General features: G+C 66.8%; 10 protein-coding genes. 7 read left to right on the forward strand and 3 right to left on the reverse strand.

The window, feature by feature from the left end; all coding sequences use genetic code 11:
* Nucleotides 1-31: 31 nt before the first annotated feature.
* On the reverse strand, nt 32-376 hold the full coding sequence (locus HPY83_02100) for a hypothetical protein (GenBank protein NPV06740.1): 345 nt from the start codon (nt 374-376) through the stop codon (nt 32-34).
* Between the two features lie 252 nt (nt 377-628).
* Between HPY83_02100 and HPY83_02105 the strand changes: the two genes are divergently transcribed.
* From HPY83_02105 to fabF, 3 genes are all read left to right on the forward strand, one after another.
* Nucleotides 629-1762 carry a M23 family metallopeptidase gene (locus HPY83_02105; GenBank protein ID NPV06741.1) on the forward strand — a complete coding sequence of 378 codons (1134 nt, stop codon included), beginning with the start codon at nt 629-631 and terminating at the stop codon, nt 1760-1762.
* A 112-nt stretch (nt 1763-1874) separates the two neighbouring features.
* Entirely contained in the window at nt 1875-3140 is a 1266-nt protein-coding gene (locus HPY83_02110; GenBank protein ID NPV06742.1) for a methyltransferase, read from the forward strand.
* A 205-nt stretch (nt 3141-3345) separates the two neighbouring features.
* The gene (gene fabF, locus HPY83_02115) at nt 3346-4560 is read left to right on the forward strand and encodes a beta-ketoacyl-ACP synthase II (GenBank protein ID NPV06743.1); all 1215 of its coding nucleotides are present in this window, start codon (nt 3346-3348) and stop codon (nt 4558-4560) included.
* A 101-nt stretch (nt 4561-4661) separates the two neighbouring features.
* On the opposite strand, the gene HPY83_02120 is transcribed toward fabF, so the two are convergent.
* Complete coding sequence (locus HPY83_02120) at nt 4662-5423, reverse strand: AAC(3) family N-acetyltransferase (GenBank protein NPV06744.1); 762 nt, start codon at nt 5421-5423, stop codon at nt 4662-4664.
* A gap of 199 nt (nt 5424-5622) precedes the next feature.
* On the opposite strand from HPY83_02120, the gene rnc reads away from it, so the two are divergent.
* From rnc to HPY83_02140, 4 genes are all read left to right on the forward strand, one after another.
* Complete coding sequence (gene rnc, locus HPY83_02125) at nt 5623-6309, forward strand: ribonuclease III (GenBank protein NPV06745.1); 687 nt, start codon at nt 5623-5625, stop codon at nt 6307-6309.
* 24 nt (nt 6310-6333) lie between these two features.
* Nucleotides 6334-9963: a chromosome segregation protein SMC gene (gene smc / locus HPY83_02130; protein ID NPV06746.1), complete on the forward strand. Its 3630-nt coding sequence runs from the start codon at nt 6334-6336 to the stop codon at nt 9961-9963.
* An 18-nt stretch (nt 9964-9981) separates the two neighbouring features.
* Entirely contained in the window at nt 9982-10566 is a 585-nt protein-coding gene (locus tag HPY83_02135) for a hypothetical protein (GenBank protein ID NPV06747.1), read from the forward strand.
* 184 nt (nt 10567-10750) lie between these two features.
* Complete coding sequence (locus HPY83_02140) at nt 10751-11272, forward strand: adenine phosphoribosyltransferase (protein ID NPV06748.1); 522 nt, start codon at nt 10751-10753, stop codon at nt 11270-11272.
* 352 nt (nt 11273-11624) lie between these two features.
* Here HPY83_02140 and HPY83_02145 read toward each other — a convergent pair whose 3' ends face one another.
* Nucleotides 11625-12287, reverse strand: coding sequence for a phosphoribosyltransferase (locus tag HPY83_02145; protein ID NPV06749.1), 663 nt, complete (start codon nt 12285-12287; stop codon nt 11625-11627).
* Between the last annotated feature and the right edge of the window lie 573 nt (nt 12288-12860).

The raw sequence follows: 12860 nt of genomic DNA on the forward strand, positions 1-12860 counted from the left end.
GTCGCTCTGACCCAACAGACGTACGCCCGGGCTAGAGTGTTGGCTCCAGCGCGGCCCGGAGGTCCGCCGCCTCCTGATTCTGGCGCCGGCCCTCGAGGTTGGCAATGCCCGGTGTCAGCCGGCCCGCGATCCCCAGGACAGACATGCCCAGGCCGCCGGCGACCCACCACAGCCGCAGGCCGAAGATGTCACTAAGCGGCCCAGCGACCGCCAGCCCCAGGGGCATGGCCGCCCAGGCCAGGCCCCTGCCCACAGACAGAACCCGTCCCTGCATCTCGGCGGGCACCATGGCCTGCACCAACGCCACCATCGGACCATTGATCAGAGAGTCGAGGGGGCGAGCAAACCTGGTGGCACGGAGCCTGCAAGACGACATAACTCCAGAGGAAGCGCGAAGAGGCGACATCGGTCGGCATGTCGAGGAGGCGGTCTGGGCGAGGCTGCGGCGAGACTCACCTTGAGGGGTGCGCGCCCCAGGCGTGCATCGCCCGGGGCTCACCTGCCTGGCTGAGACGATGCCGCAGTACGAATGGGCGCTTGCGACACGCTCCGGCCTGTGCTAGGCTTCGCCCTGCCCTTAACAAGCCTTAACTAAGACCCTGGCAACGTCGCCAGACGACAGGAGACAATGGAGACCACACCTACCATTGAGCCACCTGAGTCCGTCGTAGCCCAAAGGTGTCTTGAGTTCTGGCACCACATCCGCAGCCCGAAGCCGTCCCTACGCCTGCCAGTGTCCCTACCCGACTCCTTCTGGCGCAGCTATGGGACTCACATCGCAGTCGGGCTAGTGGTCATTCTGACGATAGTCTGTCCCCAGCTATCCAACCCGGTGACGGGGCTGTCTCTCCCTCGAAGCCTGCCGGGCTTCAGCAGCCGCGAGTACCTGGAGGACGTGCGGCTGCTAGATCGAGGCGGGCGCCCGGCGCCGGCGGTGATGCCCGACCTGGTCCTCCAACGGGCCGGTGTGGTCCATACCATCAAGGGCAGCTACCCCGAGTGGGAGTCGCGGGTATATCGGGTGGAGAATGGTGATACCCTCTCTGGCATCGCGGCCCGCTTTGGCCTGAGCATGAAGACGGTGTTGTGGGCTAATGAAGCCCTGGTCAAAGCTCCCGACTCCCTATCCATCGGCCAGGAGTTGGTGATCTTGCCGGTGGACGGGGCCTACCACACCGTCGCCCAGGGCGAGACGCTCCAGGCCATCGCCGACAGATACAAGGTGGACCCTGAGGTCATCTTGAGCTACGGCGGGAACGAGATCGAGGATCCGGCCCATCTCGTGGCGGGGACTAAGCTGATCGTTCCTGGGGCCGAACTGCCTGAGCCCCCGCCGCGAGTGGTGGCGGTGCCCGCTCAGGAGCGCACCTACACCGCCCGGGTGGCCAATCCTCAGGAGGGCAGCGGCAGCTTCATCTGGCCAGTTAGCGGCTACATCAGCCAGGGCGTGCACTCCGGTCACGTGGCGGTGGACATCGCCGGGAACCGAGGCTCTCCGGTGGTGGCAGCGGACAGCGGAACGGTGACCTTGGTCTCCTGGATGAGGACGAGCTACGGCTATCACGTGATCGTGGACCATGGCAACGGGCTGGAGACTCTCTACGCCCACCTGGATAGCATCAGCGTGGAAGTGGGGCAGAACGTCGCCAAAGGCGAGGCCATCGGCACCCGTGGCAGCACCGGCCGGTCCACCGGGCCTCATCTGCACTTCGAGGTGCGCGAGAACGGGGTCAAGCGCAATCCGTTCAGCTACCTACCGTGAGTAAAGGCGCGTGACTCGTGATGAGTGACGGGCACGCGTACCCGGTCAATGGTCACGCATCACGAGTCATTCTGCCTTTCCCAACCCGCTATCGCCCACTACAATACGCGGTGTGAAGCGCCCTCGCACCCCAGCAGGGCCGGCCCCTAGGCGGTCGGCCAACGGCGACTACCATCTCTACCGCCCGCTCGTGTTCCGCACTCCGGTAGGCGGGGTCCGCCTCTATACTAAGCCGGGCATCTTCTCCTGGGATCGTCCCGACGGTGCCGCCAATCTGGCCCTACGGGCAATCGAGAACGACGGCCTCCCCCGCGGCACCCGACTGCTGGACCTGGGGTGCGGGAACGGCATCATCGGGTTCGGTTGCCTCCAGCTGCAGCCCGGCATCGAGCTGCACCTGGCCGACTCCAGCTATGCTGCCTGTACCGCCGTCTCCCTCAGCCTGGAGCGCCTCGGCTATGGGGGCCGCATCTGGTTCAGCGATGTGGCACGGGACTTGCCCCAGGAACAGACCTTCGACGTGGTAGTGGCCAACCTCCCTCGGGGAAGGGCGCTGGGAGAGCAGTTCATCCGAGAGGCGTGGCACAGGCTGGAGCCGGGAGGGCGGTTCTACCTGGCCGGCTCCAAAGGCACCGGCATACTCACCCGCATCGCCACTCTGGAGGAGTGGTTCGGCAATGCCCAGATGGTCGGGGTGACCGCCAACTACCGGGTGGCCCGGGCCCTCAAGCCTCCCGGGGGCTTCCCTCCCCCTCCCGGCGATTACCACCAGTGGCGGGTGGCGACCATGCAGGCCCGCGGCCGGCGGTGGGAGTACGTGACCAAGCCGGGGGTCTTCTCCTGGCGCCGTCTCGACGCGGGGACGAGGCGTCTGCTGGCCCACGTGCAGGTCCGTGACGGGGAGAGGGTGCTGGATCTGGGCTGCGGCGCCGGGCAGGTCGGCCTGGTGGCCCACGGCCTGGCCGATGGGGTGGAGGTAGTGATGGTGGACGACTCGCTGCCCGCGGTGCGGGCTGCTGAGCGCACTGCCCGCCACAACCATCTAGAACGAGCCCGGGTGATGCCCAGCGACGCCGGATCGGCGGTGATCGGCGAGCGTTTCGACGTGGTGGCTACCAACCCACCTTTCCACCTGGGGCCGGCGGTGGAGTACGATGTGGCGGAGCAGTTCATCCAGGACGCCCGTGACGTGCTGGGCCCCAAAGGCCGGCTGTACCTGGTGAGCAACGCCTTCCTGCCCCACGACAAGACGATGGAGGCCATGTTCCGTCGGGTGGAGGTGGTACACCAGGACAGCTTCTTCAAGGTGGTACTGGGAGCAAGGCCGGTGGGTCGGGTCAAGAATCGCCAGAAGCCACCCCTGGTGGCGGAGCCTTGAGCTGGCAATGAAGGGGCTGAGGCGAGGAGTAGGGGTAATCACGAGCTCGGCTGGGTTGGCTGACTGAAGTCAGAGCAGAGAGGGCCGAGGAGTGCGCCGCATCGCCACGCACGGGCGCGGGTTTTCACAGGTGTTAGCCGAATTCAGTGCACCACGGAGGAGAGCTTTGGACAACCCCGACGCCCGACGTGTAGCCATAGTTGGCATGGGCGCTGTCACCCCCTTGGGGAACGATCTGCCCTCGTCCTGGGCCGGGATTCTGGCCGGCCGCTCCGGGGTGGGGCTCATCACTCAGTTCGACCCCAGCGACCTCCGCACCCGCATTGCGGCAGAGGTCAAGGAGTTCGATCCTACTCGCTATCTGGAGGTGAAGGAGGCGCGGCGGATGGACCGATTCGTCCACTTTGCCGTCGCCTGTACCCAGGAAGCCCTAGCTGACTCCGGGCTGGATCTGGCGCAGGAGGATCCCCGGCGCGTGGGCGTGTTGCTGGGCTCGGCCGTGGGCGGAATCCACGTGCTCCTGGACCAAGTCGAGGTCATGCGGGAGCGGGGTGCCCGCCGGGTTAGCCCCTTCGCCATTACCGGCCTGATGCTGAACGCCGCCGCCGGTCAGATCAGCATCATGCTTGGGGTCCGAGGCCCCAGCATTGCCCTGGCCACAGCCTGCGCCACCGGAGGCCATTGCCTGGGAGAGGCGGCCGAGATCATCCGCCGTGGAGACGCCGACATCATGGTCGCCGGAGGCTCGGAGGCCGGCGTGGTGCCCATCGCGCTGGCCGCCTTCGACAGCATGCATGCCCTCTGCAGCCGTAACGATGAGCCAGAGAAGGCCAGCCGTCCCTTCGATGCGGACCGCGACGGTTTCGTGGTGGGCGAGGGGGCAGGGGTGATGATCCTGGAGCGGATGGATCGGGCCCGGGCGCGCGGGGCTCGCATCTACGCCGAGCTACTGGGCTACGGCGCCACTGACGACGCCTACCACATCGCTCAACCGTCTGAGGGAGGAGAAGGAGCGATGGAGGCGATGGAGGCAGCCCTCCGCGCCGGCAACCTCCGGCCGGAGGATGTGGATTACATCAACGCCCACGGTACCAGCACCCGACTCAACGACGCCATCGAAACCCGCGCCATCAAGGGGGTCTTCGGCGAGCACAGCCGCAAGTTGGCCGTCAGTTCCACCAAGAGCATGATCGGCCACCTGTTGGGGGCAGCGGGAGCGGTGGAGGCCATCGTCTGCGCTCTAGCCATCCGGGATCAGGTGTTGCCGCCCACCATCAACTACGACACTCCCGATCCAGAGTGTGACCTGGACTACGTGCCTAACGTGGCCCGGCCGGCCGAGGTGAACGTGTGCCTGTCCAACTCCTTTGGGCTGGGGGGCCACAACGGGACGGTGGCTCTGCGTAGAGTGGAGCAGTAGAACGCTGATGACGCTGATACTGCGCTGATCCCTGCTGATTCCTCCTCATCATCTCTCTCTGATCAGAGCGAATCAGCGTGCCATCAGCGCCGATCTGCGTTCTACTGTGGGGCCAGCAGGTACTCGGGGTCCTGCCGCAGGCGGTCGAGGACGTACTCCACCATGGGCCGGGCCTTCAGCACCCGGACGGTGCAGTTGGCGATGCGGCCCATCTTCTGGATGCCCTTGGCCAGGAAGTAGGGCTCGGGCCGGGGGAAGTTGCGCCGAGGGCCATAACGGTGTAGCCACAGTCGCACCGATCGTTCCCGTCCCTCGTAGTCCACGATGATAGCCGTGACCGGCTCCTGCTGCATGTGATAGGTCACTCCCGCCACCTCCTCGGCATGGTGGAAGGTGGTGTTGCATTGCAGCCCCACTCCCAGGAAGACCACATAGCCGCTGTCGGAGCGGACCAGCCGGCCGAAGGGCGTGTCGGGGCCGCAGGGGGTGGGTGAAAGCTCGTGTCCTTCCAGTAGCTCCGCCGTACCTGGCCCGATGGCGGCCACGCTATGGGTAGGGTGGAGGCTGCGGCGGGCTTCCGGGTGCTGGCGCGCCACCTCGGGGATGCGTCCGGTCCAGCAGGGAGTCTGCCGGACGTCGAAGTAGGGAGGGTTGTCGGGTCCTAGTTCGGCCGAGCCGGTGAGGGTGGGGAAGACCACCGTGCCCTCGGGGCCCACCGCTTGCAGCAAGCCCTGTATGACGGAGTGGGGGCCACCTACGACGTGACCGAAGCTGCTGAGAGAGGAATGCACCAGCACCGTAGCACCGGGGGGCACCCCAATGGCGCGTACGCCGGCGGCGATGTCCTCTCGGGTGACGTCCATTGGCCTATCCTCCGGATCTGGCGGCGCAGGTGACCGGGGTGGAACGCTCGTGAGATGCTGACCCTTCGGGGTCATTCCTTTCTCATCAGCCTGAATCAGCGTAGTATCAGCGCAATCAGCGTTCCATTGCCAGCTCTAGCCGATCCAGCCATAGTCCTGCGCGTGGGCTGATTATAGGTGATGGTATTGGAGGGGCAACGTGGATAAGGGTGCTCTGGAGCTGGAGGAGCGCCTGGGTTATACCTTCGCAGATGCGACTTTGCTGCGGACGGCGCTGACCCACAGCTCCTACCTGAACGAGACCGCCGACCTCCTGGAGCACAACCAGCGGTTGGAGTACCTGGGAGATGCCATCGTGGATTTCCTGGTGGCCGAGGTGCTCTACTACCGTTTCCCGGACGCCCGGGAAGGTGAGATGACTCGCTGGCGGGCGCAGCTGGTCAGCACCGAAGGGCTGGCCGGCCTGGCGGCCCAGCTTGGCCTGGGCGAGCATCTGCTGCTCGGCCGCGGCGAGGAGGCCACCGGCGGGCGTCGTAAGCCAGCCAACCTGGCGGCGGCGCTGGAGGCGCTGGTGGCAGCGCTGTACCTCGACTCGGACTGGGAAACGGTCAAGAGGGTCATGCTGCCTCACTTCCGCCCTTACATCGAACAGGCCACCGCCATGCGAGGCCCATGGGACGCCCGCAGCCGTCTCCAGGAAGAGGTGCAGGCCCGCCTGGGAGTGACCCCGCGTTATGTGGAGGTGGGCGGCCGCGGCCCTGACCACCGGCCGGTGTTCACCGTGGAGGTCTGGGTGGGGGACGAGGTCTGGGGCCGGGGCGAGGGCCCCAGCAAACGCGCCGCCGCTCAGGCTGCCGCCGAGCGCGCCTTACAACGGTTGGACTGACCGAGGAGGGCGGACCAGAAACCCATGCGCCTCAGCCGACTCATTGTACAGGGCTACAAATCCTTCGCCACCCGGACTGAGTTCTCCTTTCCCGGAGACATAACCGCCATAGTCGGCCCCAACGGCAGCGGCAAGAGCAACATTGCCGATGCCCTGCGCTGGGTGCTGGGGGAGCAGTCCTACAGCCAACTTCGCAGCCGCCGCACCAGCGACCTCATCTTCGCCGGCTCCGATGGCCGCAGTCGCCTAGGCATGGCCGAGGCCACCATGGTGCTGGACAACAGCGACGGGTCGCTGCCTCTGGACTTCCAGGAGGTGTCCATCTCTCGCCGTGCCTACCGCTCGGGAGAGAACGAATACTACCTGAACGGCGTCCGCACCCGGTTGAAGGACCTGACTGAGCTTCTGGCCCAGGGAGGGCTGGACCGGCTCACCTTCTCCGTCATCGGGCAAGGAATGGTGGATGCGGCGCTCAGCCTCAGCCCTGCGGAGCGGCGGCGTCTCTTCGAAGAGGCGGCCGGCATCACCGCCTACCAGAGCAAGCGCGAGACGGCGCTACGCCAGCTGGACGAGGTGGCAGCCAACGTCCTGCGGGTGCGCGACCTGATGGGGGAGCTGGAGCCTCAACTGCGGCGGCTGGCGACCCAGGCCGAGCAGACGAACCGCTGGAGGGAGGTGCAGGCCGAGCTGGCCCAGCTGCAGACCGTCTACTTCGGGCAACGGCTCCATGCCGCCGCCGAACAGGCTCAAGCGGCGCGCGAGCGCGCCCTCTACCTCCGGCAGCGCTTGGAGCTTCAGTCGGCCGAACTGGCCCAGCTGCAGCACACGATCGAGGTCCTTGCTCGCGAGGAGCGGGAGCTCTCCACCCGATTGGCGTCGCAACAGCTGAAAGCGGAGCAACTCAATGCCAACCTGACGGCGAGCGACCGGGAGGCAGCAGTATTGGCCGAGCGAGAGCGAGCGCTCAAGGAACGGTTGGCAGAGATGGGGCGGGACCGGCGACTGCTGCTGCAGGAGATGCGGTCGGCCGGAGAGGAAGAGAGGTCTCTGACCCTGGAAGCCGAACGTCTTCATCAGGACGCCGAAGCTTTGAGGGAGTCGGTGGATCGCCTGAAGGCAGCTCAGGCGGCGGAGCGGGAGCGTCGCCGGGCGCTGCAAGGTCGCCTCGAGCAGGTACGCCGACAGCTTTCCGATGCCTTGTCTCAGCGCACCGAAGCGGGTTCGGACGAGGCGGCAGCCGCCCGTAGAAGCCAAGAGTTGACCCGCCTGATGGAAGAGACGAGCGTCGCGGTGGATCAGGACGCGGAGGTTCGAGCCGCCTGGGCCGAGGAGGTGAACCGGCTGGAAGGGGCGGCCAAGCGCGCCGGCCAAGCCCTGGCTCAGGCGCGGCGAGAGCTGGATGATCGGCGGCAGGACCTCAGGCGGGTTCAGCAGCAGCTGGCCCAGACGCAGCGGCAGGCGAGCGCGCTGGAGGAAGAGGAGCAGGCGCTCCGGGCCCGGCTGTCGCTCCTCACTCGAATGCAGCGGGAGTCGTATTACCCGGGAGTGCGGGAGGTGCTGGAGCTGGCCCGTCGGACGGAGGATTCGGGCATCGTGGGCGTCGTGGCGTCGCTGATCCGGGTGCCAACCGGGCTGGAGGTGGCCATCGAGGCGGCTCTGGGAGCGCGCCTGCAGCAGGTGGTGGTGCGCCGCTGGAGCGACGCGGAGAGGGCCATCGAGCACCTAAAGCGCAAACACGGCGGGCGAGTCACCTTCCTGCCTCTGGAGACGATCCAGCCGCCGGCCGCGGTGCAGCCGACGCAGTTCCCGGGGCTGGTGGGGGTAGCCTCCAACCTGGTGGAGGTGGAGCCAGGCCTGGAGCGGGTGGGGCAGTACCTGCTCAACCGGATCCTGGTGGTGGAGGACCTGACGGCAGCTCGGCTGGCGCTGGAGCGGGTGAGGGGAACTGAATCGCGCTCAGCCCCACCTCGCTCCTACACCATCGCTACCCTGGCAGGCGAAGTGGCCCAGTCCTCGGGGAGCGTCACCGGAGGCGGAGAGCGCCGGAGCCGGAGCGCGCTTTTGGAGCAGGAGAGGGAGCGCCGGCGACTGCCGGCCGAGATCCGCCGCCGGCAGTCGGAGCGAGAGGGGGTGGCGGCGCAGGCCCTGGAGCTGCGAAGGGCCCTGGAAGAGGCTGAGGCGGGCCTTAGTGCGGCTGAGGAACGCGTCCAACAGGCGAGGGCCGCGGCGGAGCAGGCTCAGGGAGATGAGAGCAGAGCTCAGTTGGAGCTGCGTCGGGTCGAGGAGCGCCTCCAGTGGCAGGGCGAGCGCCTGGCAGAGCTCAAGCGCGAGCAGACCGTGCTGGCCCGGCGCCGGGAGATCGCGGCCGAGCGGGTGACCGCGGCAGAAGCGGAAGCCCAGAGGTGGCAGGAAGTGGCGCGACAACTGGAGGCGGAGCTGGCTGCCGGTGGCTACGGTGGCGTCTCGGCCGGCGAGACCACCGGAGCGGAGGGCGAGGCTGGGCTCGAGGTGGAGCGTGTCCGCCTGGCCGCGCTCCAGGAAAGGGTGGGTCAGATTCGCTCCGCCCTTGAGGGGGCCGAGCGCCAGCGGGCCCGGCTGAGTGCCCGACTGGAAGAGCGGAACAAGCACCTGAGAGGGCTACGCGAGGAGCTGGCCGCAGTGCGGTCGTCCCGGGCGGCAATGTTGGAGGCGCGCACCCGATACGCTCAGGGCCTGCAGGATCTGGAGCAAGCTATCCGCCCCGAGCGGGAGAGGCTAGCCTGCCTTCAGCGCCAGCGCGAGGACCTCGAAGGAGAGGAGAGGATCCGCCGGCAGCAGCATTTGGAGTTCGGCCAGCTGTGCGGAGAGGCCGAGATCTCGGCCAGACGGGCTCAGGACGTCCTGACCTCGTTGCGGGAGGCAGCGCGATTGGAGCTAGAGGAGGAAAGCCTCCGAACGCTCACGGAGTCGCCCGCCGGCGGGGGTTCCGACAACGGCCTCTCTCTGGAGGAGATGGAGGCCCGGGTGGAGGCCCTCAGGCGACGTCGTCGAGCCATGGGGAACGTCAATCCCAATGCCCCTCAGGAGCACGCCGAGTTGCAGGAGCGCTACCAGTTCCTCGCCTCGCAAGCGGCCGATCTGGAGCAGGCAGCCTCATCGCTGCGCCAGGTGATCCAAGAGCTGGAGCAGACCATGCAGCGGCGGTTCAGGCTCACCTTCGAACAGGTCGCCGCTCGTTTCGAGGCTTTTTTCCGTGAGCTCTTCGGCGGCGGCAGCGCTCGCCTGTCTCTGAGCGACCCGGAGGACCTCTCTGGCGCCGGGGTGGACATCACCGTACGCCCGCCCGGGAAGCGAAGCCAGGACCTGGCACTCCTGTCCGGCGGCGAGCGGGCCCTGACTTCGGTGGCTCTGCTCTTCGCTTTGCTGGAGGCCAGCGGCACCCCGTTCTGCGTCATGGATGAAGTGGATGCCATGCTGGACGAGGCGAACGTGAGTCGCTTCCGGCGACTGCTTCAGCGCTTGGCCACCGACACTCAGTTCATAGTGATCTCACACAACCGGCACACAATCGAGGCCGCCGATGCCATCTACGGTGTCACTATGGGCGAAGATGGCACTTCCCATACGCTATCCCTTATGCTAAATGAAGCGAGCCAAGTCAGGACCGCGGGTTAGCGTAGGAGAGGTGCCCAGGTGAACTGGAGATTTCTGTTAGCGGTCTCAGGCCTGTTGCTGGCCCTAAGTGGCTGTAGCGTGAACCGCGGCGGCGACGGGCAGGCTGCTTTGGACGGGGGCTGGACTGTCAGTAGCAGCGCGGACGGCTCTTTGGAACTGGCTCATCCCAGCAACTGGCGCGTGGTGGAACGGGGTGAGCGGGGGCTCGGCCTGCAGTGGGAGCAAGGGTATCGGTTGGAGATTCATCTGGTGGTCGCCTCCAGGCCCGCCGGTCAGTCCCAGGCCGAGGTGCTAGACGGCATGCTGGCGGCAGCGGAGGAGCAGTACCGAGAGGCGGGGGGCCAGATAGAGCCAGCGGGCCGGCGGGTTTGGCTGGGGCAGAGCTTCATCTGGCACGAGGTGCATTACGTCGCCCGCGCCAGCGATGCCTGCCAGGAGTGCCCCAGAGGCTACGTCGTGGAGCTGCTGGCCTTCCCCAACGAGGCCGAGAGCCTCCACGCCCGGTTCGTCTGTCCGACCTTCGATGCCCCTGCGGAAGAGGTGGAGCAGCTGCTGCTGGACGTCATCAACACGGTGGCTCTAGAGTCCCCAAGCGGCATCTGAATCGGACGCGGATGACGCTGACGGGACGCCGATCTACGCTGATCAGGAATGGGAAGAACCAAGAGAAGATCAGCGCTGAATCAGCGTAGTATCAGCGTCATCCGCGTTCCCTTCCCTACCGTTGCAGGGACGGGACTGGCTCTGCTACAATCGCGCCGAGACCCTCACCCGCCCTGGAGAAGCCATGGAGTTCGTCCCTCTCATCCGCAGTATTCCCGACTTCCCCATTCCTGGGATCCTCTTTCGCGACATCACCACTCTCATCAAGAACGGCAAGGCGTTTCGGGAGGCGGTGGACGCCTTGGCGGAGCTCTTCGCCGATCGTCAGGTGGACAAGGTGGCCGGAATCGAGGCCCGGGGATGGATTTTCGGCGCCCCGCTAGCCTATAACTTGGGCGCCGGTTTCATCACCATCCGCAAGCCGGACAAGCTCCCCGCAGACAAGGTTCGCTGTGAGTACGCCCTCGAGTACGGCACTAATGTCCTCGAGATGCACCGCGACGCCATCGAGCCCGGTGATAGGGTGCTACTAGTGGACGATCTGCTGGCCACTGGGGGCACCGCTCGCGGGTCCATAAGCATGATCGAGGAGCTGGGCGGAGAGGTGGTCGGGGTGGCCTTCCTCATCGAGTTGAAGGGGCTGAGAGGCAGAGATCAGCTCCAGGGGTACGATGTGCGCTCGGTGATAGCCTTCGAGGGAGCTTAGGGGGCCGACGTTAACCCTGTCTGCCGGCCCGGCGTACACCGGGCCGGCAGACGTGACAAGGGGCGCCCTGCTGCTAGCTCTTTGCCACCGCCAGCTAACAGGAGGGTTGTGCTGGCGACCGACTCTCAGGTTTGGCTAACTACCCGACTAACGCCCACACTAGCGCTGACATCTGGATGCGGCGGTCTGCATTGCGGCGGGCGCCCCTTGTTAGCTGTATCGAAACCCAGCCAACCGCCACGCCGGCAGTCTACCACGCCTTCTCCGTCTCTCTCATAAAGCGTGGATGAAGATCGTGCCTGAGTTTCGTTAAAGACCAGGGCCCGGTTCCTTTCGGGGGCGGGGGACAGGATCAGCTGCGACCAGCGTCCGCGCCCCGCTTCTGCTGCTCCGACCGCCAGCGGTCCAAGATGGCCAGCACTTCCTCGTCGCCCACGTCGTACCAGTGGCGGTATACCTGGGCCACGGCCCGGAAGCCAGGCGGGGTGAGGACCACCACCACCTCGTCCGCTAGGGCGTCCATCTCCCGCACTACATCCTCCCCCGCCACCGGCACTGCCACCACGATGCGGGCGGCTCCTCGCCTTCGGCAGAGCATGATGGCGGCCCGCATGGTGGCTCCGGTGGCCAGCCCATCGTCCACCAGGATGACCACTCTGCCCTCGAGCGGGGGGAGAGGACGGCCTCCCCTCAGCACGTTCACCCGGCGGGCGGATTCCTGACGCTGCTCGGCCACGATCCGGCTCACCAGGGCCGGGGGAAACCACCGGGCGGCATAGTCGGCGATGTAGGTGCTACCGTCCTCGGCGACAGCGCCGAACCCGGCTTCCGGGTTGCCCGGGAAGGGCAGCTTGCGGGCCACCAGTATGTCCAGCTCGGCGCGAAGGCGAACGGCCACCTGGTAGCCCACCTCCACCCCGCCGCGGGGAATAGCCAGGACTACGGCGTTCGCGTCCCGGTAGTGCTCGAGGAGGGAGGCCAGGCGCCGGCCGGCATCCTGCCGGTCTTCAAACATCCTGATATCGGACATCAAGTATCCTTCTGGGGCGGACGGCGTCTTCGCCGTCGGGCGATCGGGGCACCAACGGGAGCAACCGAGGGCCAACGAAAACCAAACGCTAACCTATCGGCATCATCTCAGAGGAGAGACGGTGAGTCAAGCAGAAACAGGGGTCCAGGCTTGTCGCCGCCTGACCGGTGGTACCTGGCCGCCGCCGCGCCTGGAAGCGCGGACTCCTCAGGGCAAAGCGCCACACCCCTCGAGGAGTGCGCGCGCCCACGCGCGAAAGGGCTCCGCAAACAGACTTCCCCGTCCGGGCGCCGCCGCGCCTGGAAGCGCGGACTCCTCAGGGCAAAGCGCCACACCCCTCGAGGAGTGCGCGCGCCCACGCGCGAAAGGGCTCCGCAAACAGACTTCCCCGTCCGGCCGCCGCCGCGCCTGGGGGCGCGGACTCCTCAGGGCAAAGCGCCACACCCCTCGAGGAGTTCGCGCGCCCACGCGCGAAAGCGCTCCGCAAACAGACTTCCCCGTCCGGCCGCCGCCGCGCCTGGGGGCGCGGACTCCTCAGGACGAAGCGCCACACCCCTC

The organism is Anaerolineae bacterium (genome assembly GCA_013178015.1).
Taxonomy (GTDB): domain Bacteria; phylum Chloroflexota; class Anaerolineae; order DRVO01; family DRVO01; genus Ch71.